Origin of the sequence: Faecalibacillus sp. H12 (assembly GCF_013361255.1) — a bacterium.
GTDB classification, from domain to species: Bacteria; Bacillota_I; Bacilli_A; order Erysipelotrichales; family Coprobacillaceae; genus Faecalibacillus; species Faecalibacillus intestinalis.
This window is the reverse complement of sequence record NZ_JABWDK010000001.1, coordinates 45,092-66,850: the sequence shown is the minus strand read 5'-3', so window position 1 is coordinate 66,850 and position 21,759 is coordinate 45,092. Positions and strand designations below refer to the sequence as shown.

Here is a 21,759-nt window from a genome sequence, read left to right as displayed (position 1 = left end):
CCTTATGTTATAATTGCTTCGGTGATAAAATGAATCAATTTAAATACTCTTTAGATAACAAACGTTATCATACTTATAACTATTATTTAAAAAACAAATACCATCAAAAAGTCGCTAAAGTTGCACTAAATGCTGATTTTACCTGTCCTAATCGTGATGGAACAAAAGGCTATGGTGGTTGTATTTTCTGTAGTTCATCAGGATCTGGAGATTATGCTGGAAATGTTCATGATCATTTAGAAAAACAATTTCAAACAATCTCTCAAGTTATGAAAAGAAAATGGCCTGAATGTGCTTATATTGCTTATTTTCAAGCCAATACAAATACCTATGGTCCATTAGATAAAATAAAAAAAATGATTGCCCCTTTTTTAAACAAAGAAGATGTTAAGGGAATTGCCCTTGCTACAAGACCTGATTGTTTAAATGAAGAAATCGTTCAATATTTAAGTACCATCAATAAACAAAAAGATGTCTATATTGAACTAGGTTTACAAACAATCCATGAACAAACAAGTAAACTTATTAATCGTGGCCATACTTTTCAAGAATTCTTGGATGGTTTAGCATTATGTAGAAAATATAACCTTGAAGTATGTGTCCATATCATCAATGGTCTTCCTTTTGAAACAAAAGAAATGATGATTGAAACAGCTAAAACCTTAGGTCAATTAGATATTCAAGCACTTAAAATACATATGTTATTCGTTGTCAAAAACACAAAACTTCAACAAATGTATGAAAATCATGAATTTAACATGCTCTCTCGTCAAGAATATATTGATATCGTAGTAGAACAACTTCGTTACATTAAACCTGAAATCGTTATCGAAAGATTGACTGGTGATGGTAAAATCGATGATTTAATTGCTCCTTTATGGTCCATTAAAAAGGTAACTATTTTAAATGATATTGATAAAAAAATGAAAGAACTTGATGTTTATCAAGGTGATCTATATAAAAAATAGCCCAGTTTTTCTGGACTATTTTTTTACACTATTATTATACATCATTTCTTGAGCTATTTTGTCTCAAATTTGTTTCAAATTTGTCTCAAAAAACACTAACCTATTATAGTTGGTTAGTGTTTTTACATCATACCTATTCAGTTTCGATAAGCCCGTAATCTCCATCATTACGACGGTATACAATACTAATAGCATCTGTTTCAGTATCACGATATACGAAGAATGAATGTCCAATTAATTCCATTTGCATAATTGCTTCTTCCATATCCATTGGTTTTGGAGTAATTGTTTTTGTTTTTACTAATACGTCTTCTTCTTCCTCTTCTAAAGGTTCAATTGATGCTAAATTGAATGCAAGTTTATTATCTTTAGATTTTCTGTTTAATCTAGTTTTATACTTTCTAATTTGACCTTCTAATTTGTCGATAACTAAGTCAATTGCATTGTATAAATCTTGATCCACAACTTCTGCTCTTAAAAGTACATATTCAGTAGGAATTGTCACTTCAATTTTTTGTCCGTAAGGATAAGTTCTTACAAGTACTTTGGCTTCAACATTTTCACTTACAATGAAGTATTTGTCTAATTTTGATAATTTTTCACTGACTTTTTCTTCAATTGCTTCAGTAATTTCAATGTTCTTTCCTCTTAATGTAATTTTCATAATTAATTCCTCCTTTTTGATAACTATATTATACTATAAACTTTTCTAAATTCCTACTTTAATATGCTTTTTTATCCTGCTTAAAAAATACACATAATAAAAAAAGCTCAATTCATGAGCCTTTTTCTACATATATTTTTTTAAATTTTCTACCTTATCTAATTGTTCCCAAGGTAAATTTGCTTCAGGTCTACCAAAGTGTCCATAAGAAGCTGTCTTTTTATAAATTGGTGTTCTTAAATTTAAGGTATGAATAATTCCTGCTGGTGTTAAATCAAATTCTTGTTTAATTGCTTCAAGAATCACATCATGAGGTACTTTTTCAGTTCCTTTTGTATCAATATAAATAGATGTTGGTTCTTTTACACCAATTGCATAAGATAATTGGATTTCAAGTTCATCACACATATTGGCCGCAACGACGTTTTTAGCAATATAACGTGCCATATAAGCAGCAGAACGGTCTACTTTTGTTGGATCTTTTCCAGAGAAAGCTCCTCCTCCATGACGTGCATATCCACCATATGTATCAACAATGATCTTTCTTCCAGTAAGACCTGTATCTCCATGAGGACCACCAATAACAAAACGTCCTGTAGGATTGATTAAAACACGATAATCTGTATTCATATCATATTTTTTAACAACGGCATCCATAATGTTTTCTTTAACGAATTTTTTAAATTCTGCTTCATCAAAATCATCATCATGTTGAATGGACATTAAAATAGTATCAATTACTGGTTTTTCATCTGTATAATCAATTGTCACTTGTGCTTTCATATCAGGTCTAGCCCATTTAAAGGTTCCATCATGTCTTAAAGTTGAAGCGTAACGAACTAAATGATGAGCAATTGAAATAGCAAGGGGCATATACCCTTCTGTTTCTTTTGTCGCATAACCAAACATAATACCTTGATCTCCTGCTCCACCAACTTCTTCATTTGTTCCAAGAGCAATATCACTTGATTGACTATCCATGACAACTTCAATCTTACATGTTTTATAATCCATTCCTTTAGCTTCATCATCATAGCCGATTTCTTTTAAAACATTTCTTGCCACAGCTTCATAATCTACTTTCGCATTTGTAGTAATTTCTCCACCAATGACAACTAAGTTTGTTGTCGCAAAACATTCACAAGCAACACGTGAGTTAGGATCTTGTTTAAAACATTCATCTAAGATGGCATCACTGATTTGATCACATACTTTATCAGGATGTCCTTCTGATACAGATTCTGACGTAAATAAAATTCTTTCTTTCATTTTCTTCCTCCTTAAATAACAAATAAAAAAGCTTCCTAAAGAGAAAGCCGTTAGGAAGCTTTCTCTTATTGTTCAAGAATAAACTTGCTCAGTAAAGGCACCTTCTAACATATAGGGTTGCCACCACTTCATCGATCTTCATCTCATGGTTCTTAATAAGAGTCCTTTTTATTTTATTGATATTCTTCTTTTTTTAATGATGTCATTTTCTCTATGAGATCATCTTCCAAACCAAGATCTTTCAAAATATGAGCAATTTTGATTTGTTGTTGTTTTCTTTCATTCACTTTCATCACCTAAAATAAGTTTGTGAAATCGAATAAAATTTATGATATCTCCAATGACTAAAACATAATATTACAAACTCTCTATAAATGCAAGAAATTTATACTATAATGCACTAGAAATATTTTGTACTTCTAAAACACCAGGAACTTCTTCCATTAAGATTTGTTCAACACCATCTTTTAAAGTGTCATCAATCATGGTACATCCAGCACATGCTCCAAGCATTCTTACATAAACAATACCATCTTTAAAATCTACGTATTCAATATCTCCACCATCTCTTTGTAAATAAGGTCTTAATTTATGAATGACATTTTTTATTTGTTCTTCAATATTTTCCATTTTTGCAAACTCCTTTTTTACTTATTAAGTATATCATATAAATCCTACCATATTTTATATTTTTTCCTTATTAAATACAACACATATGCTTAAATTGTGCTATAATAGTGCCGCAAGGAGTGAAATCAAATGACAAAACTCATCAAACGAGGGGATATCATTGATGTTAAAATAACCGGTATTCAACCTTATGGTGCTTTTGCTCTTTTACCTGATAATTCAACAGGATTGATTCATATCTCAGAAATATCAGATAAATTCGTTAAAAGTATTGCCAGTTATGTGCATATTAATGATATTGTGAAAGTAAAAGTCATTGATTTTGATCATTCTAGCAATCACGCCAAATTAAGCTTGAAAGCTGTTGACAATCGTTTTCGAAGAAAAGACAAGAAACTCGTCTATAAAAATCCACGAAAACCAATTGTAGAAACACCTAAAGGTTTTTTACCTTTAGCTCAAGCAATGGAAGAATGGTTAAAACAAGGTGTAATGGAGGAAAACTAAATGATCACATTAGATTTATCAAAAGCAAAATTAGCTGAAGATTTAGGATCATACAAAGAAAAAGTAGCAGAAATTCATGATATGATTCGAAACAAAACAGGTGCTGGTAACGATTTCCTTGGTTGGGTTGAATTACCAGAAAACTATGACAAAGAAGAAGTTCAATTAATGAAAGAAACTGCTGCTAAATTAAGAGAAAAAGTAGACGTATTATTAGTATGCGGTATCGGGGGATCTTATTTAGGAGCACGTGCTGCTATTGAAGCAATCAATGGTTTATATTCAGATGATAAAGTTGAAATCATCTATGTAGGAAATACTTTCTCTTCAAATTATATTCATCAAGTTGCTAAATATATTGAAGACAAAGATTTCGCTATCAATGTTATTTCTAAATCAGGAACAACAACTGAAACATCTATTTCTTTCAGAATCTTCAAAGAAATGTGTGAAAAGAAATATGGTAAAGAAGGAGCTCGTGAAAGAATCGTAGCTACTACTGATAGAGAAAAAGGTGCTCTTAAAAAATTAGCTACTGATGAAGGTTATGTAACATTCGTTGTACCTGATGATATCGGTGGACGTTATTCAGTATTAACTGCTGTAGGTTTATTCCCTATCGCTATGGCTGGTATCGACATTGATGAAATGTTAAAAGGTGCTAAAGATGCAATGGTTAAATATAACGATGCAAACATCGAAACAAATGATGCTTATCGTTATGGTGTAGCAAGACAATTATTAAATAAAGCTGGATATTCAGCAGAAATGTTTGTAACTTATGAATTACAATTAAATAACGTTGCTGAATGGTGGAAACAATTATATGGGGAATCAGAAGGTAAAGAAAATAAAGGTATCTTACCTCATAGCGCTGTATTCTCTACAGATTTACATTCATTAGGACAATTCATCCAAGAAGGTTCTAAAGTTTTATATGAAACAATCTTCGAAGTTAAAAATCCACAAAATGATATGATTATCCCAAGTGATCCAGATGATTTAGATGGTTTAAATTACTTAGCTGGAAAATCAGTTGATTATGTTAACAAAAGAGCTTGTGAAGGTACAATCGATGCTCATGTTAATACTGGTAATGTACCAAACATCATTATTTCATTAGATAAAATGGATGCTTATGGATTTGGTTACATGGTTTATTTCTTCGAAATGTCATGTGCAATGTCAGTTTACTTCTTAGGAGTAAACCCATTCAACCAACCTGGTGTTGAAGTTTATAAGAAAAATATGTTCAAATTATTAGGTAAACCTGGTTATTAAAATCAAAGAAAGTAGATTTGTTCTACTTTCTTTTTTTTTACATATTTTATAATGGTGATATGATGAAAAAAGGAAAATATATTTTAATTATGCTTTCACTTTTTATATGTGCTTATCTTTTTTCAAATCGTATGACCCCTAGAATTGAAAATATTGCCAGTAAAGAAATAAATCAATTTATTCAGATACTTATCAATCATACTTCATTTACTCAAAAAATAGATACACATAAACTCTATAAAAAAGAAAATAATTCCATCAGTTTTCAAATGAATTATATCAATGATATTGCCTCTAATTACATCCATAATCTTGAAGAAACTCTTTTAAAACTTGAAGAAGGCTCTTACCAAGAAAACAATCATTCTCCATACAATAAAAAACTCTTAAAAATCAATCAACAAAAAGGTATTGTTGCACGTATAACTATCGGTTCTCTTACCAATAATATTTTCTTACAAGATCGAGGTCCATCTTTTTCCATTAAATATAAAACACTCTCTTTAACTTCTTCAAATATTGATAAAAAAATTAAAAATTATGGGATCAATCATCTTGCTATCTCTATTGATTTAAATGTTACAATTGTTTTACAAATTCTTGTTCCCTTATATCATGAACATTTTAAAGAAAATTATACGATTCCTCTTGTTTATGAAGTCATTGAAGGTGAGGTTCCCTCATGGTATCAAAATTAAGTATTTTAAAAACATATTATCGTCTTCCTTTAGAAGATCAATTTTCATTTACTTATGAAGATGAACATTATTATTTAACAAATAAACCTTTTCCTTTATATTATCAAAAATACATTTCTTTACTTCAAATCAATCCCTTTAAAATCATTAATAATATTTACCAACAAAAAAACTCTCAAGGATACATCCTTTATCAAGTACAAAGCATTCCTCTAGATATCCAAAAAATCATTTCCCTATCACTCATCTCTCAAGAAACAAAAACAATAAAAGAAATAAAAAAAGAATGGATTCAATATTATGAATCTATTCTTATCTATACACCTTTAAATTCCCTAGAATATCAGATCATCTATTATTCTCTATTTACTCTTTGTCAGCTTTCTATCGAACTTTTAAATCATTATTTCTTGTCCACAACAGCCATTAACCTCTCCTATCAACATAAAAATATTCATTCATATGAAGATGTTTATCTTATAGAGAATATAAACCTCAATTTATACATTCATGATATTTTCTATTTATATCTAAACAATACAATCACAATCAATCAATTAGAACAGATAATCAATGAATATAATCTCACTTCAAAAGATCTACAAATTCTTTTATGTTATGCGCTTTTTCCTCAAATGTGTCTTGTACATTTCCAAGAAGATTCTTTAACCAAAAAAAGGAGAAGATTAATAAAATATAATAAAAAATTGTATTATCTCATTCTTCTCCTTCAAAAATATATTCAAATCCCACCTCTTAAATGGATAAAAAAGGGACAAAATAAATTTTGTCCACATGGTAATAATCTTTGAAGATTATTACCTTTTTTTAAAATGTTAGTTGGTGATTTTATGATTGATGATACTAACTATGCTGACTGCCTTGCTTTATACAATTTTAATCATGTCGATAAGATCAAAGGCAAGAAATCTTTTTCCTATATCTTTAATGACAATATCAACTATATCTGCTCTCTTTATAATAGAGGTAAGATCAGAAACATTACCTATGATACCATCCAGAAAACTATTCTTTGTGGTTTCATCTATCTTGGTTATGATCTTTTTGTCTGACCTCATTGCGGTAACGAATCTATCGTTCCTCACAAATGTCACTTTAAGCTCTGTACTTCTTGTGGTACCAAAGAGGCTAAATTGCGTGCTGCACATATTTCCTCTATCGCCCTCGATGCCAAGCATCGTCATATCGTCTTTACCATTCCAAAACATCTAAGAGGTTATTTTATTAAAGACAGATCCCTTTTGAATCTTCTTTTTATCGCTGCCAGAAACGCCCTTGCCTGTGTTTTTAATGAGGCAAAGTACAGAAAAATCAAAAAGAAAAAGATCTATCTTAAAAAATCCAAATGCCCCTACTCCTATAAAAACGACAGAAACAAGATCGTATTCGGTTCTGTTTTGACTTTACATACTTTTGGCAGAGATTTGAAATGGAATCCTCATATCCACCGCCTTGTTTGTGAAGAAGCTTTTGATACCAAAAAAAATAAAATGAAGAACTATTCTTTTATTTCCTATGAAAAACTCAGAAAGACTTGGATGTATAAGGTCCTTGATCTTCTTTCAAAACAAGAACTTGAGAATTTTAATTATCTCAAACAACGTTTCTATAAAGAACTTGTAAACGGCTTTTATGTCTACGCCAAAAAGAAAGAAAAAGACAATGGTGACAATAATGTTGATGATTGCGTCAACTACATTACCAGATACACTTCCAGACCTCCCATGGCTGAAAACCGCATCATCAAATATGAAGATGACAAAAAGATGATCAGATGGTGGTACAACCGTCATGAGGATGAAAAATATATCGAAGTATATGAAAATGCTGAAAACTTTATAAACAATCTTATCCTTCACTGTCCTGATGAAAACTTTAAAATGATCAGATACTATGACTTCTATTCAAACAGGAATAAAAAGTTGCTTGAAAAAGTATATGAACTTTATGAAATAAAAAAGAAAAAGCATATCAGAAATCTGAAAGAAAGAAAAAAGATTTAAAAAACAAACTTGATCAACTAAAATTTTATGTTCATGTGGCAATCTTATGAAATGTGAATATACATAGGTACCCCTAATGACAGACTCTACAGTGAAAAATGCATCAATGATTGCAGAAGATACACTTATCGAAATGAAGTGTACTGCTTGTGGTCATATTGACAATGTTCCTGACTGGATCATTGGTGAATTTGCGGAAGAATATAGAATGTCCGGTAAACATGGTGAAGTTGAAATAGAATGTCCTGTATGCAATGGTCCTAGGAGAAGAATCAAATAACCACTGTATGATTGCAGGATAAAAAAATTTATACCAAATCACACAAATATGTCATGGTATTTTAGTATGAATTTTTATATGCTATCTTTCTTGACGCATTCAAATTCTTAATAGATAAAAAACACACTTACATAGTAAGTGTGTTAGCTCCTTCATGGAGCGGGTGATGGGGATAGTTCCAAATACAGAATTTACTGTTAGTTTCTCTAAATATCCCAGTATCAAAGCTAAAAAAACAATAAATTATACTAAAATCACTTCTTTAATAGAGGTGATTTTTTGCTTTATCAAAAACTAAATATTACATCCCAGCGCATGGCTTCCGCAGGTGATGTAAGTAAAAAAACATTAAAGCAAAGCTTTAATGTCTATTTAGAGGACAAGGAGGAGTTAGCCGTGATCACATCATCTGAATACGTTGCCTACGATACATTCACCGATAGAAAATCAATCTTTGAGTGGCTGAAATCAAATGAAACAATCTATAGCAATCAAGATGATTATGTAACTGTAATCAATCATCTATGCGATTACAAAGAGAAACATAGTTATTCCTATGGTCAAAAGGAAGATAAAAAATGCTATTCAAACATCTATGGGCATTTCTTGGAAATCATGATTCCTGATCTCAAAGATGATGAAAAACATACATTCATTAAGAATTATATGTCTTCTTTACATCCGTGTTATAAACTTAAAAGTTTTCTCTATTGTTATAAGTTTACCAAACAAGGTAAAGGCAACTATATTCAAGTTCTTTGCTTTACTAGAAAATATTTCAAACGTAAGCAGGAAAAGAAATTGAAATACAACAGAGATTTCTATTGGAATCCAAACACAAAAAAGATTTCTAAAAAGGATGATATTGATGCAGTACTACTTCATAAAAAAGGTGATGTAAAAAAAGACAATGATGGAAATGCGTTGAAAGAAACATTCTATGTTTCCCCTGTTGAGGAAAAGGTATTCAAATATCGTACAATTAAAAATTTAAGAAATCGCCTAGTTAAGATAATTGAATACGTAAAGCTTTTAAAAGATCGTGATTATTGGAAGCATCAAATTAAATATTTTTCTAGAATCACCATAAAAAAATCAAGTTTTAAAAATAAAGAAAAATTAACTGCTAAAAATCAAATGATTGCAAGAATAAATGCAAGTGTCATAAACATGCAAGAAGCTTTGTATAAATCAAAATACTGGTATGACGTGGAAAGATCCTTTCACAAACTCATACATCACATTGATAGAACTCTCTACCAAACAAACTGGCATGATCCTGTTACTGGTAATTCAGTTTATCTAGGAACTAATCAATCTGTAGCAAGTATTAAAGACAATCTCACTTTATTTGAAAACTTTATCAATCAACTTCTAAATTCATGGTGGAATGATGAAATCTATTTAGGATTTGAAAGAAATTACTAATAAAACATTAGATGGAAGGAGAATAAAAAATGTTAGATGTCATATTAAGCAACGATACATTCAAGTTAATGGATAAAACATTAAACTATGTAGCTGATTCTATATCCTATCGCTTTCCACATCATTTAGAAGAGACTTCAGATGATGTAAGAATTGAGTTAGATAATGTTCCAACACTTCCAATTTCTATCAAGACCACATCAATTTTAAAAGCTGAAAACTCAATAATTGGTAAAAATGGAGAATCATCCTATCTCAACAAAAAATTAGATCAGCAAAAAAGTGAAATCACTTATATTTCTATAATTTTGAATGAAATCAATGATTTGAAGTACATGCACAAGTATATCATCATCTACTACTATTTTGAAGCAAAAACAATAAATTCAATTATTACTAAATTAAACATATCAAAATCATTGTTCTACAAATATAAAAAAGAAGCATTGATGATTTTAGCATTATGTTTACCTGAAGTATGTGTATTTAAAGGAGGTGAAAAAAATGAACTATGAAGAAGAACAAGGTTATTACAACGTCATGATCTGTAACAAAAAAACAAAAGTCAACTTTACTATTCATTGTGTTGATGAATATGACCGTGTAAGAACAATCAAACAAGTTGAACTTTATAAGTGCTTCGGTCGTGACTGGTATGTCTTTACTGATGAAGAAGAGGAAAAAATCATCAAAAATTTAAAAAAAGAGAAAAAAGAAATGAAAGCAAATGGAAAACTCGAAGAATGGGAGGAAGGAAGAACATGGAAATATTAATCAAAGAACCACTTAAATCTATTACAAAAGTATCTGTTGAAAATCTTGAACTTAGTACCCTGCTTCATTTAATTGACTGCGATACTATCGAAGTAATTAATACACCAGTATTTAAAGAAGAAAATATCATTCTTCTTGTAGATGAAGACGGAAAATTAAAAGATAAAAAATTTAACTTTGAAATTTATCACGGTGGCATTGCAAAGACAACTTTTGTAGGAAATGTTATTTTTGCTGGAATAGATAAAAACGGAAAATGGGTCAAATTAAGCGAAAAACAAATTGATTTTATTTACGAAAAATTTTCTAAAGAATATTAAGAAAAAGATTAAAAAATTAAAAGAAAGATAGAGGAAAAGAAAAATGTTTAAATTAATTGCTGTAACAAACTTAAAAGGCGGAGTTGGAAAGACAACAACTTCTACATCAATCGCTAAAGGTTTAGCTGATAAAGGACATAGAGTATTGATTATTGATGCTGACCAACAAGCAAACGCTACTGATCTAGTAGTAAATATCGGAAATAATATCGAAGAGGAATTTCTAGATAAAATGCTTGTTGACTACGAAGAACTATTTAAAGACAAATCAAGTGATGAAAAGATGCTTACATTCATGCAATCACTATATTCTTCTTTATATAAAGACTATGGTATCAAAAATACATTAGCTGATGTCTATAAAGATGGAGATAAAAATATTGAAAACTATATCATGAAAACTGATGTCAAAAATCTTGACATTATCCCTTCTTCACTTGATTTAGGAAGAACTAAAATTGAATTAATTATTGAATCATTTACAGGTGGAACAATAAGTAAGTTAAAACAAGCTCTTGAACCAGTTCAAGAAAAATATGATTACGTTATTGTTGATTGTCCTCCTGACCAAAATATGATTATTTCAAGTGTTATCTATGCCAGTGATCTCGTATTGATTCCTTTAAAAAGTGACAAAGGTTCATTAAAAGGTTTCTTACATACTTACAACTATATGATGGATATTCAAAAGAAAAATAATTTAAATCTTAATTTTAAATTTATGTTCTCAATTTTCGATAACAACAAGGTCAACAAAAAACTATACAAAGTATTCAAAGCATTTGCTGGTGATTATTTATTAAACGGATATGTTCGCTATAGAGGTAAACCAGCAAGTGAAGCCTCAATGAATAACCAATATTTAATAGATAGTAAATTAAATATTGGCTACGATTCTAAAAAGGTCGTTGATGAAATCGAACAAATTATTTAGAAATTAGAAAGGAGTTAAAATCATGGATTTGATAGATAATGAAGCAACATTAAATAGAGTAGAAAATCTATTAAATTGCATACAGGTAGCATTTACAAGTTCAGAACTTTATCAAATTAAAAAGATAAATGCTTTTGAAATTGATGAAGAAACTGACCTTGCCCTTCTCGTTTCTATTTCACGAAAAGGAAAAAATAAAAATATAAATGAATTTGATACTCTCGTCTATCAATTCCTAGATTTTGCTTCAAAAAGATTCAGTGCAGTTGAAAAACAGTTTATCTATCTACACTATTTTCTAGGTGTAGGAGTTAATGAACTAAAAGAAGGATTTTATGATTTCACTTACAACTGTACCTACTGTATGAAAAACGCATTCGTAATAGATAAGAAAATAAAAAACAAATTGATGTATGTTTTCACTAATGTCGTTGAATACAAGCATCTTTAAAAAAAGGAGAAATATAAAATGTTAGATTTTACTGGAAATTTAAATAGTTTTGAATCAAGCAATATTGATTTTGCTGACGATCTAAAAAATAAACATAAAGTAGAAATGATAGATATAAACAAATTGAAGCTAAACCCTTTAAATCCACAATTCGATACTGAAGAAGAAATTCAAGAACTCGCTGACAAGATTTACCACAACCCTAAAGGAATAATTGATACTTTAGCTTGTTATCGTGATGATGATGGAGATTATATTCTCTTATCAGGTCATAAGAGATTAAAAGCTTTAAGATACAATGTTGAAAACGCTGATCAATTAGATGACACAGGACATATTCAAAAAAATGTCAACTGTATCGTTGTTCCTAAACCAGTAGATGAAATCGAAGAACAACAACTCATTATGGATTATAACGGTTATCGTAAGTTTGAAACTGAATACCAAAAGAAAGCATTGTTTTTACAAGGTTATCAACTGTTTGCACTAAAAAAGCTTAAAGGCGATTTCAACGGTCGAGTTAGAGAAGAAATTGCTAAAACAACGGGTCTTGGGAAAATGAAAGTCGGAGATTTAAAAAAAGAATTAGAAGATGAAATATTCAAATATGCCTGTGAAGTTCTTAATCTAACAAATCAAGGGAAAAAAGTCGACAAATACGAATACATTTCATCTAAAACCCACCTACCAAAAGAAACTATTCAAGTTGCTTTTGATTCTCTCAAAAAACAACTAAAGGATGGAGAAAGAAAAGAATACGCAAAAGATAAGAAAAAAACTCTTCTTACTGAAGAACAAATTACGTTTAAAAAAGAACTTGATAAAAGAAAAAAATTTGCTAGTAGAAAATTAGGATGCCCTGTTGATACAACCTATAAAGACAATAGTTTTACAATCAAAATCACTTCTACTGCTGAAAATTACGAAAGGATCATAGAAGCATTAGGATTAAATGGAGAAACAGATGAATAAAATAAAAAACTTTTTAGAGAGAAATAAAAATAAGTTTATTGGTTTCATTATCTTTATTTTAGGGGTTGGATTAATCGTTTATGAAATCATCCATAGTGGAATAATACAAAACTGGTGGAACTCACTATCTGTTGAGGTTCAGGCAACAATTATTATTGTTGCCATCCTCACAATAGTACTGCTTGTTGTAGGTATTGCATCATTCTTATATATTAAGTTCTTAAGACATTTGGGAAGACTTGCAGGAGAAAAAGTAAACAAAAAAATAAATAACAAATCTTATTCAAATAAAGGAGACATAAGAAAATGAATAAGTCTTATGCTTATACCTATATATTAAATAACATTCTAGAATACAAACAAATGATCATAGCTAATTCATTATGGATTTATAGTTTTGTAAAATTTGAAAAAATAGATGAATTTAAAGGAATGGTCGAACTCGCACATCATTTTGAATTAATCTCTGACAAAGAAAAAGAAGAACTAACAAACTTGATACTTAATGATGCACTACTAGTTGATAAGTATTTCAAAAAAAATTAAAACCATATGTAAAGGAGCAATCATAAAAATGAAAAATATATATTTCTTTTCAAAAAAAGCTGATAGAGATTCTAAAGAAAAAAGCTGTAAAAAGAACGGTCTGCACTATCAATTATCTATAAATAAAAAGAATCCTATAACACAGTTTGATCAATACGGAAATGAATATGAATGTCCGTATGAAATAACTGTATTTCTAGACTGATTACACGGAGAAGATTTATATGAAGATCAAAGAAAAATCTTTAGAAAACTTAAATGAAGCATTGGATTTGCTAAAAAAAGAATTAAATGATGAAACTAACGGTATTACAAAAAGAGAAAGAAGAAGATTAGATACCGTTACATCAAAGTTAATTATCTTAATTGAAACAATCTATTACAAGCGAGGAAAATAACATGTCATCAATACACAGTGTTGCACAAATACAACATAGAAAACAAGAAAAAATTGAAATCATTGAACGAAAGTTCAAAGAAATACTTGAAAAGGATTATGGAAATCAATTTACTTATAAGAATACAGAAGCACGTAATCATGAACTTGCAAATCTTATGTCACAAATGGAAAATTGGTTTGATATTCCTTTTCTACTAGAAGATGCCAAAAAAGAAACTAGTCCTAAAGTTCTAAATCTTTATCAAGAAATTTCTAATGCTCGTGACTTTAGTATCTATTAGAAAAGGAGCACTATTTATGAGTAATTCTATTATACAAAGTTTAATTTAAAGAAGGAGTAAATATATGAGTGAAAAAGAAATAATCGAACTTGTTGCTTCTATTGAAGCAGTGAAAGATTTTACAAAAGATTTTGATGTCATTTTTAATTTTATCAATGAAGATGATTCAAAAGATAAAAAAATTGATGCACTTGAAAATGTAATCAATTCAGCAATGAATTATGTTAAACAATTTGTTTCGCTAGATGAAAATGAAATAGTGGAATATACCCCTATTTATGATGTTTTACAGAATTGCTGGATCTTACCTATTAATAAACTTAATGGCGAATTCTATGCCTATATTTTTAAAAGTGATAACGGTTCAACTTATGTAGATAGAGTTCCATTTGAAGCTGGAAGATTTTATTCAAAAGAATTGAGCCAAGTTGGCTCTTTTGAAAAGGAAGTGAACTAAATGGACGAATTCATTTTTACACAATTTTCCTGTGCGAAATATGGTGTTTTAGATCTACTAATTGAATATACAAAAAAAATAGCTGTTCGTATTAATGGTGGATATATTTATAACATCACCATAGTAAACAGTGCAAATGGAAACAAGGCACATATGGTTATTGTACAAAAAATAATATTACCTTATGAATATAGGAGCTTATCAAATAAAAAAATTGAAGAAATTGTTAAATTACAATTACAACATTCAAAAGAACTATGTGACGAATTAGCAATAACAAAAACAAGTTCTTTTGAAAAAGAAGATAAACATACAGGAAAAGAGGAAAATAAAATTATGGAAAAAAATTCAATAGATAAATGTGTTAATATTGCAAGAAATTTAAACAATATGAATGATGAAGAGATTCTTCTTGTATATGATATGCTTCTTGATCAACAAAGAACCGCTTTAGAAACAAGTCTTTTCTATCAAATATATGAAAACAAACATAAAGAATTAAAAAAATTAGAAGCAAGAAAAATCATAGACAGTTATATTAGCGATTATTATGATCAACATCATCATGAATCAATCTATAAATATCTTATGACAAGAATTAATGAAGAAAATATGGAGTAATATCATGAAAGAAATATCAGATACTTTTCTAGCCTGTTTAGGAATAGCGAATACGTTCATTTTGCTTTGTATATTAATAATTATTGCCAAAAATACTAAACAAATTATGATTGATTCCTCATACCCTATTGTTTTAGTCCTTTTATCAAATGTGGCATCAAGTATTTGTAAAAGTTCAATAGCTTCGATTTATGGTTTAGTAAGTACTATTATTGTTTATCTTATTGAATTAGTAATACTTATCTACTCTATAATACAACTAAATAAATATTTAAAAATTGCTAAAAAATTAAAAGAAAGAAAACTAATTGAGGAACATAACAATGATCAGGGACACAGTAATTAAAGAATTGAGGTGATACTATGGAATTGAATGACGTTGTTAGAAAAATAAAAAAATTGTTAGCTATTGCTGAAGATCCTTCAGCTTCTGATCAAGAAATTCAGTTAGCAGCGTATCGTGCTGAAAAGCTAATGTTTAAATATAAGCTTGAAAGAAAAGATATTATTGAAAAAGACAATTCTTCTAAAAATGTCGAACAATATTGTTTTGAGGAAAAATATACAGCTTATTTAATTTGGACGTTAAATCATATAGCAAAATATTGTCAAACTAAAGCTTTTTTTATCGGAAAATTAAATTCAAAAGCGAATTTAGGAATTATAGGCTTTAAGGATGATATTATACTGTGTAAAGAAATTGCATTACCAATACTTGATTATATGGAAGATACTTTATTAGATTTAAAAGAATGTTATATAGGTGAAGTGGATTTTAGAATATTTAAACGAAATTGGTGTAAAGGTTTTGCTTTAGGAATTAAAACTCAATTAGATAAAGGATTTATAGAATTAAAAGAAGAGGAAAAGTTTGAGGTTTCAATTATTGATCTACACCCTGTTGTTAAAGAATATGTAGAAAAAAACGTTAAAGCTAATACATCTCATTTTAAAAGAGATAACAATGAGGGCTATGAGTTAGGTGTTGCTATGGGTAGCAAATATAAATTTAGCGATAAAAGAGGAATCAAATAAAATGTCAACTTATTATAAAGATATTCAAATTGTAAAACATGCGCTTCAGTTTTATATAACAAGACCTAATGCAAATGAAAAAGATTTAGAAAAAGAAAAGAAGCTTCTAAAAAAAGTTGAAAATGAAGTAAGTAACTTCAAAAAATCAAACCATATCAAATAAAGGAGAAACGTTATGAAAAACAAAAAAACACTTAAATTATTAATTTTATTAATTTTATCAATTATTCTTTTTTATGTAATAAATATATACGCAATGAATTATAACAGTGATTCTTATGTCAATGATTTATTAATACATACTTTATCACGTTATATGATGCCTGTTCCAATACTATTTATATTATATATGATTTTAGAACCAGTGATAAAAGAACTATTAAAGAAATATTTACCTCTTATTTTTATGTTTCTAACTTCAATAGGTATTTTCTATTTAGTAATAAGATTTTTTTAAAGGAGATTAGCAATGTAATTAAAAAGGAGTTTTTAAATGAATAAAACAATTTTATCCTATATATTTATAGCTCTATCAATTATATTCCTATTTTGGAGCATATTTAAAACGGAAGAAACAAGAAAAAATAACCATAAAGACATAAAAATTATTATTCTTCATTTTATAGATTTAGCTTTAATAATAATTAACATGGTTGTAATAGGAAATGTTCTATTAAGCAAACAAAACACCACTTCTCCCGTGATGCCAATTTATATGATCCATATGGCTGGTTCTAGTATAAAAAATTTTGGTTTAATGATAGTAATAGCAATCCCATTACTTATTATCTGCTTTCCTTTATGGAAAAAAATATCTAAAAAGCTTAAATCAAGTAGCTTATCAATAATCAATATATTTGAAATGATTTTATTATCTTATGTAATCTATAAAATTTTAACCAAATTTATAACATTTTAGAAAAAGAATTGCAGAAACTTATAGCAAAGAGAAATGAATTGATTTTAATGAACATGAATTTGCTAAACTGTGCGGATATGAAGAAGCAAAGGATTAGAGAAAATATAAATAAAGAAAAGAGGAAGATATGATGTGCGAACTATTTTTTTCAATCTATAAAGCTTATCTATTTATTTCATTTATTGCTATAATTCCCATTTTTGTTTTAAGCATATATTTGATATACAAAGCAATAACAATAAAAACGGATGTGACAATTACATATTCTACGTTAGTTAAAATTAATAGAGCACTAATAATTAATATTTTTATAATGTTCATTTTGTCATCATTAGTGCCTGTTTTCCTAGTTCACTTAAACTAATTTAATTAAATAATAAAGAACAATTGGCGAAAGATAAACAGGAAAATAACTAAAAAACTGATACATTTTTTCAGGTATGTAAGTACTTGATTTTAAATCTAGAAATGCTTTTTTTAACGAATAATCAAACCATGTGAATTGAAAGAGCACCAATATTAAAAAAGCTATAAGATATATCAAGTATGATAAGGTATCATTAATATTAATTACTGTTAAATCGTTAATAATCACTAAAGAAGATATATCAGATATACATTTGATTACATAATATTTCATTGCAATAATATTATTAATTACACTTGCCTTTCTATTATAGAAAACCAAAAAAGTAAATAAGGAATAAACGAACATTGAAAAACTTATGTAAAAAAGACATATTTTTGTAATATTCAAGATTTGACCAATTGTCATTCTATTTAAACTTGAGACAAATGACATTAAATCAGTGTAATCATATACTGATAAATACATATATATGAAACTTATACATATTGTAGCTAAATAAATAAAATAAACCATATTTATGAGCCAACGTTTATTTCTATATGTATTATCTTCATTAGAAATACATTTTGTTTTGGAATATTGCGCATCTTGGTAGTTATAAAAGTATTCAGGATTGATTTGTAATATTTTAATATCTACTATACTCTTATCATCTTTGTTAGGATGCATAGATTTATAAGTTAATATAGCTATAAATACATTTATAAAAAAACCAGCTACAGGAATAAACTTATTAATAAAAAAATCCATGGATATACCACCTTTCATAAAAATATGAAAGTATTATATAGTGGGCATATGACCATTGTCAAATATTTTTTAAAGGAGAAATTTTATGAATATAAATATTTTGAAAACACTAATGGAAAAAGAAAATATTTCTATGTATAGATTAAGTAAACTATCTGGTATAGAAAACAAAAGCATTTGGAATATCGTTAATAGTAAACGAAAAGATCCCCAAATCTCAACTGTTGTAAAGATAGCAACAGCACTTGATCTTAATGAACAGGAATTTGCTGAATTATGTGGTTACAAAGTCAATATACAATCATGTATACCACTTGAAATTAAAGATGAAAATGAAATTCATTACGGTGGTAATCCCTTACTTGGAGAATGGATTACAGGAATTTGTCCTAGATGTAAACAAGATGTCCAATTAGGAATGAATTATTGTTCAAATTGCGGTCAAAAGCTTTTATGGCATGAGGAATAATGAAAATGAATCCAAATCAACAAATAACACTATTACTAATTATTGATTTTATCTTTGCTTTAGTATCTATAGTTACGATCAAGAGAAAACCATTATGGACAAATTTTCTAATAAAAAGAATTTTAACATTATTATTCTGTAATATTGTATTCTTTTTGACACTCTATTTACTTCATTAACATATATAAAAATTTAACTAAGAAATAAAGAAAGAAGGAAAATAAAAATGACTATCTTAACTAATGAAGATGTGTTTACTCCAACATATTTATCTTTAAAGAAAGTTACAAATTACCTTACATATATAATTATTGCTGGAGCAATTTTATATGTAGTCATACGTACTGCTTATTCTATATATAAATTAAATAAAACAAATTCTTTAAAATTGACTGCCATTAAAGCTCTACAAATATTTGGTTGTCTATTGGGAACATGCTTATTTACCATGACATATATTTATTTAATAATCAATTATTTTAATCCTGATGAAATTCCCAGAAATTCTTTAGGAATAATATTTAATGGTTACGCACTTGTTCCCTTTGATCTAGAAGGTATATTGTATATTGGATTAATAATCCCGCCTATTCTTATAGCAACATATGCCGATAATCGAATTAAAAAAATTTTAAATGAAGGTGTGCCATCAAATGAATAAAATTAATCATTTTATAGAAGAACATACAGTATTCAGTTCAATATTATTATATTTTGTAGGATATTTATTTGTAGGGAGTTTAATTATATCTTTTACTCCTTCAAAATACCAAATTTACACACGATTAATCATATCTCTGTTTCTTTTCTTTTTTATGATCAGGATTTCAAGAAAAGAATTTGATAATATAATTGAACAAATCAACGAAGTATTGGGTACAGGAGCATTAATAACAGCAGTGACAACATTTATTATTTTTGTAATCAATATTGCTTTAACATTCCTATCAGTAATTATTTTTAAACAAACAACTGTAAATAATAACATTATTAGTATTTTATTTGCTCAACACCCTTATATCATGGGCTTAATCACGATATTATTATTGCCATTTGTTGAAGAACTACTATTTAAATCACAAATATTTAAAAATACCAAATTTCTTAAAGAACATAAAGCGATTAAAACAATCATAGTTGCCTTATTATTTGCCAGTTTTCATTGTATTACTGAAATTACAGCACTAAATTACAAAGTTATATTTTCATTGATCAACTATTTTATATTTTATGTAATCACAAATACAATATATATAAAAAGTAATTATAATATAATGAAACCTATAGCAATCCATATGTTATTAAATACATTATCATTAATAATTACAATATAATCATATAAACAAAAAGAGCCAAGTTGGCTCTTTTTTTATTTTTAAATGCCATGGGTATAACAAATGAATGCTTTATTGTATATTGCTAATAAAAGAAAGGAGTGTTTTTATGAAAACTTAAAAAAATTATATGAAACCTGTCCAAGACTTCACAGAAAAATACATGAAATATATTATAAGTAAGAAGTTTGGAAAATAAAAACTAAATATTAAGCTAATTAATGAAAAAGAAAGGAAGGATATTAATGCTTAAATTTGCAAAAAACTTTATCATTAGTCTAATAGTATCATTATTTGTTGTGTATTCTCAGGATTATCCTGTTCAACCTGCACAGCAAAGTATACCAGCATATATTGTTCACTTAATAATATTATATTTACTTGCTGATATGTATAAAGATTATTTAAAAAAAGGATACTTTAACACGTCGATATTAATGATATTTTTTTGTGTGTCTGTTTCAACGATTTTTTCAATTATACTAATTCCCCTTATTACTGGTATGACTTACAGCAATGGTTATAATATGTTAAACTTCATCAAAACTATTGAACAAAGTTTAACAATCTTGAATATTGCCATGTACTGTTATGACAATTATTTTATAGAATTGAAATAAAAAATTGAATAATTATGATATACTATTGGTGCAGTCATTGGACTAGCAAAGTGTATTAAGAGAAAGGAAGTACTTCAATTCTTCCTTTTTCACTATTTTGAATATAAACAATATTCTCAAAATTAATAAAAATAATATTTTCTACTATCAACTTGTATGAATGAATTCTTAAATTTATTTTTAAATCTTTTATTTTAAATTAAATATGCTATACTATATGTGTAGTCGTTGGACTAGCATTAATAGACTAAATGAAAAAGGAAGAATTGCCGTTCTTCCTTTTTCGCTATTTTGGATACTAGCATCAATAGACTTAAGCAGTTAAAACTACTTTAATATAAAAGCGGTAATAACTAGAATTAAATAAAGAATAACTAAATATTCCATTTAATCCTCTCTTAAAGTCACATCAATGCTAGTCTCCTAGTATGATGTTTTAACATGCTAGATCCTCCATAGGCACTTAAGTGCTTTAAAATTATATCATAATATAAACCATATTTCGACAAATTATAACAATAATAATATATTTCATAAAATCTGAAATATTTTTCTAAACTACGTGGAAAAAAAGTTGAGATTTTATTTATTACCGTATGCTATACTAATAATAGTTAAAAGAACAGCAATCTTTTAACTATGTTAAATCAATTTAGCAGTTGATTTAAACATTTATCTTTTCAAGGGTTCTATAATCATAGAAACCCTCCCAATTTTTCTCAAAAGAGCCAAGTTGGCTCTTTTTTATTTTGGAAAA

Annotated in this window: 35 protein-coding genes, 1 pseudogene and 1 riboswitch; of the genes and pseudogenes, 32 read left to right on the top strand and 4 right to left on the bottom strand. The window is 27.9% G+C overall.

Annotation, left to right across the window (positions count from 1 at the left end; translation table 11 throughout):
* Positions 1-29 precede the first annotated feature (29 nt).
* Complete coding sequence (locus tag HUU89_RS00430) at positions 30-968, top strand: TIGR01212 family radical SAM protein (protein WP_107030648.1); 939 nt, start codon at positions 30-32, stop codon at positions 966-968.
* A 133-nt stretch (positions 969-1,101) separates the two neighbouring features.
* Here HUU89_RS00430 and hpf read toward each other — a convergent pair whose 3' ends face one another.
* From hpf to HUU89_RS00415, 3 genes are all read right to left on the bottom strand, one after another.
* Positions 1,102-1,632 carry a ribosome hibernation-promoting factor, HPF/YfiA family gene (gene hpf / locus HUU89_RS00425; RefSeq protein WP_147579962.1) on the bottom strand — a complete coding sequence of 177 codons (531 nt, stop codon included), beginning with the start codon at positions 1,630-1,632 and terminating at the stop codon, positions 1,102-1,104.
* A gap of 126 nt (positions 1,633-1,758) precedes the next feature.
* Positions 1,759-2,901 carry a methionine adenosyltransferase gene (gene metK / locus HUU89_RS00420; protein WP_032091416.1) on the bottom strand — a complete coding sequence of 381 codons (1,143 nt, stop codon included), beginning with the start codon at positions 2,899-2,901 and terminating at the stop codon, positions 1,759-1,761.
* A gap of 62 nt (positions 2,902-2,963) precedes the next feature.
* Positions 2,964-3,063, bottom strand: a riboswitch (SAM riboswitch).
* Between the two features lie 228 nt (positions 3,064-3,291).
* Positions 3,292-3,531: a NifU family protein gene (locus tag HUU89_RS00415; RefSeq protein ID WP_032091417.1), complete on the bottom strand. Its 240-nt coding sequence runs from the start codon at positions 3,529-3,531 to the stop codon at positions 3,292-3,294.
* Positions 3,532-3,660: 129 nt separating this feature from the next.
* Here HUU89_RS00415 and HUU89_RS00410 point away from each other — a divergent pair, with 129 nt between their 5' ends.
* The 27 genes and pseudogenes from HUU89_RS00410 (at position 3,661) to HUU89_RS00285 (ending at position 17,459) form a co-directional block, all read left to right on the top strand.
* On the top strand, positions 3,661-4,038 hold the full coding sequence (locus tag HUU89_RS00410; protein WP_022001228.1) for a S1 RNA-binding domain-containing protein: 378 nt from the start codon (positions 3,661-3,663) through the stop codon (positions 4,036-4,038).
* Positions 4,039-5,319, top strand: a complete 1,281-nt coding sequence (locus HUU89_RS00405) for a glucose-6-phosphate isomerase (RefSeq protein WP_022001227.1) — start codon at positions 4,039-4,041, stop codon at positions 5,317-5,319.
* Positions 5,320-5,381: 62 nt separating this feature from the next.
* Positions 5,382-6,017, top strand: a complete 636-nt coding sequence (locus HUU89_RS00400) for a sporulation protein YunB (RefSeq protein ID WP_175300690.1) — start codon at positions 5,382-5,384, stop codon at positions 6,015-6,017.
* A complete protein-coding gene (locus HUU89_RS00395) occupies positions 6,002-6,829 on the top strand; it encodes a hypothetical protein (RefSeq protein WP_175300689.1) in 828 nt (275 codons plus the stop codon). Before HUU89_RS00400 ends, HUU89_RS00395 begins: the two co-directional genes overlap by 16 nt.
* A gap of 21 nt (positions 6,830-6,850) precedes the next feature.
* A complete protein-coding gene (locus HUU89_RS00390) occupies positions 6,851-7,090 on the top strand; it encodes a hypothetical protein (RefSeq protein WP_175300688.1) in 240 nt (79 codons plus the stop codon).
* A gap of 15 nt (positions 7,091-7,105) precedes the next feature.
* Positions 7,106-7,225 (top strand): annotated as a pseudogene (locus tag HUU89_RS15220) (hypothetical protein); the annotation flags it as partial.
* A gap of 54 nt (positions 7,226-7,279) precedes the next feature.
* Positions 7,280-8,041: a transposase gene (locus tag HUU89_RS00385; protein ID WP_317992317.1), complete on the top strand. Its 762-nt coding sequence runs from the start codon at positions 7,280-7,282 to the stop codon at positions 8,039-8,041.
* A gap of 76 nt (positions 8,042-8,117) precedes the next feature.
* Complete coding sequence (locus HUU89_RS00380) at positions 8,118-8,321, top strand: hypothetical protein (protein ID WP_175300686.1); 204 nt, start codon at positions 8,118-8,120, stop codon at positions 8,319-8,321.
* A gap of 396 nt (positions 8,322-8,717) precedes the next feature.
* The gene (locus HUU89_RS00375) at positions 8,718-9,749 is read left to right on the top strand and encodes a hypothetical protein (protein WP_175300685.1); all 1,032 of its coding nucleotides are present in this window, start codon (positions 8,718-8,720) and stop codon (positions 9,747-9,749) included.
* A 29-nt stretch (positions 9,750-9,778) separates the two neighbouring features.
* Entirely contained in the window at positions 9,779-10,264 is a 486-nt protein-coding gene (locus tag HUU89_RS00370; protein ID WP_175300684.1) for a hypothetical protein, read from the top strand.
* Complete coding sequence (locus HUU89_RS00365) at positions 10,254-10,523, top strand: hypothetical protein (protein WP_175300683.1); 270 nt, start codon at positions 10,254-10,256, stop codon at positions 10,521-10,523. Before HUU89_RS00370 ends, HUU89_RS00365 begins: the two co-directional genes overlap by 11 nt.
* On the top strand, positions 10,511-10,843 hold the full coding sequence (locus HUU89_RS00360; RefSeq protein WP_175300682.1) for a DUF3846 domain-containing protein: 333 nt from the start codon (positions 10,511-10,513) through the stop codon (positions 10,841-10,843). The genes HUU89_RS00365 and HUU89_RS00360 overlap by 13 nt, the downstream gene beginning before the upstream one ends.
* 43 nt (positions 10,844-10,886) lie before the next feature.
* A complete protein-coding gene (locus tag HUU89_RS00355; protein WP_117868117.1) occupies positions 10,887-11,777 on the top strand; it encodes a ParA family protein in 891 nt (296 codons plus the stop codon).
* 22 nt (positions 11,778-11,799) lie between these two features.
* Positions 11,800-12,228, top strand: a complete 429-nt coding sequence (locus HUU89_RS00350) for a hypothetical protein (RefSeq protein WP_117788464.1) — start codon at positions 11,800-11,802, stop codon at positions 12,226-12,228.
* A gap of 18 nt (positions 12,229-12,246) precedes the next feature.
* A complete protein-coding gene (locus tag HUU89_RS00345; RefSeq protein ID WP_117851614.1) occupies positions 12,247-13,200 on the top strand; it encodes a ParB/RepB/Spo0J family partition protein in 954 nt (317 codons plus the stop codon).
* Positions 13,193-13,510, top strand: coding sequence for a hypothetical protein (locus HUU89_RS00340; RefSeq protein ID WP_117788459.1), 318 nt, complete (start codon positions 13,193-13,195; stop codon positions 13,508-13,510). The genes HUU89_RS00345 and HUU89_RS00340 overlap by 8 nt, the downstream gene beginning before the upstream one ends.
* Positions 13,507-13,746 (top strand): hypothetical protein, encoded by a 240-nt coding sequence (locus HUU89_RS00335; protein WP_175300681.1) that lies wholly within the window; start codon positions 13,507-13,509, stop codon positions 13,744-13,746. Before HUU89_RS00340 ends, HUU89_RS00335 begins: the two co-directional genes overlap by 4 nt.
* Positions 13,747-13,774: 28 nt before the next feature.
* Positions 13,775-13,951 (top strand): hypothetical protein, encoded by a 177-nt coding sequence (locus tag HUU89_RS00330; RefSeq protein WP_175300680.1) that lies wholly within the window; start codon positions 13,775-13,777, stop codon positions 13,949-13,951.
* A 19-nt stretch (positions 13,952-13,970) separates the two neighbouring features.
* On the top strand, positions 13,971-14,144 hold the full coding sequence (locus HUU89_RS00325) for a hypothetical protein (RefSeq protein ID WP_158560195.1): 174 nt from the start codon (positions 13,971-13,973) through the stop codon (positions 14,142-14,144).
* A 1-nt stretch (position 14,145) separates the two neighbouring features.
* Positions 14,146-14,427 (top strand): hypothetical protein, encoded by a 282-nt coding sequence (locus HUU89_RS00320; protein WP_175300679.1) that lies wholly within the window; start codon positions 14,146-14,148, stop codon positions 14,425-14,427.
* A 64-nt stretch (positions 14,428-14,491) separates the two neighbouring features.
* The gene (locus tag HUU89_RS00315) at positions 14,492-14,884 is read left to right on the top strand and encodes a hypothetical protein (RefSeq protein WP_175300678.1); all 393 of its coding nucleotides are present in this window, start codon (positions 14,492-14,494) and stop codon (positions 14,882-14,884) included.
* Positions 14,885-15,505, top strand: coding sequence for a hypothetical protein (locus HUU89_RS00310; RefSeq protein ID WP_175300677.1), 621 nt, complete (start codon positions 14,885-14,887; stop codon positions 15,503-15,505).
* 4 nt (positions 15,506-15,509) lie between these two features.
* The gene (locus tag HUU89_RS00305; RefSeq protein WP_175300676.1) at positions 15,510-15,851 is read left to right on the top strand and encodes a hypothetical protein; all 342 of its coding nucleotides are present in this window, start codon (positions 15,510-15,512) and stop codon (positions 15,849-15,851) included.
* Between the two features lie 17 nt (positions 15,852-15,868).
* Complete coding sequence (locus HUU89_RS00300) at positions 15,869-16,540, top strand: DUF2786 domain-containing protein (protein WP_175300675.1); 672 nt, start codon at positions 15,869-15,871, stop codon at positions 16,538-16,540.
* A 1-nt stretch (position 16,541) separates the two neighbouring features.
* Positions 16,542-16,703 (top strand): hypothetical protein, encoded by a 162-nt coding sequence (locus HUU89_RS00295; protein ID WP_175300674.1) that lies wholly within the window; start codon positions 16,542-16,544, stop codon positions 16,701-16,703.
* Positions 16,704-16,715: 12 nt separating this feature from the next.
* Entirely contained in the window at positions 16,716-16,997 is a 282-nt protein-coding gene (locus HUU89_RS00290; protein WP_175300673.1) for a hypothetical protein, read from the top strand.
* A gap of 36 nt (positions 16,998-17,033) precedes the next feature.
* Positions 17,034-17,459, top strand: a complete 426-nt coding sequence (locus HUU89_RS00285) for a hypothetical protein (RefSeq protein ID WP_175300672.1) — start codon at positions 17,034-17,036, stop codon at positions 17,457-17,459.
* A gap of 355 nt (positions 17,460-17,814) precedes the next feature.
* On the opposite strand, the gene HUU89_RS00280 is transcribed toward HUU89_RS00285, so the two are convergent.
* The gene (locus HUU89_RS00280; protein WP_175300671.1) at positions 17,815-18,579 is read right to left on the bottom strand and encodes a hypothetical protein; all 765 of its coding nucleotides are present in this window, start codon (positions 18,577-18,579) and stop codon (positions 17,815-17,817) included.
* 85 nt (positions 18,580-18,664) lie between these two features.
* Between HUU89_RS00280 and HUU89_RS00275 the strand changes: the two genes are divergently transcribed.
* The 4 genes from HUU89_RS00275 (at position 18,665) to HUU89_RS00260 (ending at position 21,002) form a co-directional block, all read left to right on the top strand.
* Positions 18,665-19,048 carry a helix-turn-helix domain-containing protein gene (locus tag HUU89_RS00275; protein ID WP_175300670.1) on the top strand — a complete coding sequence of 128 codons (384 nt, stop codon included), beginning with the start codon at positions 18,665-18,667 and terminating at the stop codon, positions 19,046-19,048.
* A 226-nt stretch (positions 19,049-19,274) separates the two neighbouring features.
* Positions 19,275-19,709 (top strand): hypothetical protein, encoded by a 435-nt coding sequence (locus HUU89_RS00270; RefSeq protein WP_175300669.1) that lies wholly within the window; start codon positions 19,275-19,277, stop codon positions 19,707-19,709.
* Entirely contained in the window at positions 19,702-20,382 is a 681-nt protein-coding gene (locus HUU89_RS00265) for a type II CAAX prenyl endopeptidase Rce1 family protein (protein ID WP_175300668.1), read from the top strand. Before HUU89_RS00270 ends, HUU89_RS00265 begins: the two co-directional genes overlap by 8 nt.
* A gap of 221 nt (positions 20,383-20,603) precedes the next feature.
* Positions 20,604-21,002 (top strand): hypothetical protein, encoded by a 399-nt coding sequence (locus HUU89_RS00260; RefSeq protein ID WP_175300667.1) that lies wholly within the window; start codon positions 20,604-20,606, stop codon positions 21,000-21,002.
* The last annotated feature ends 757 nt before the right edge of the window (positions 21,003-21,759 follow it).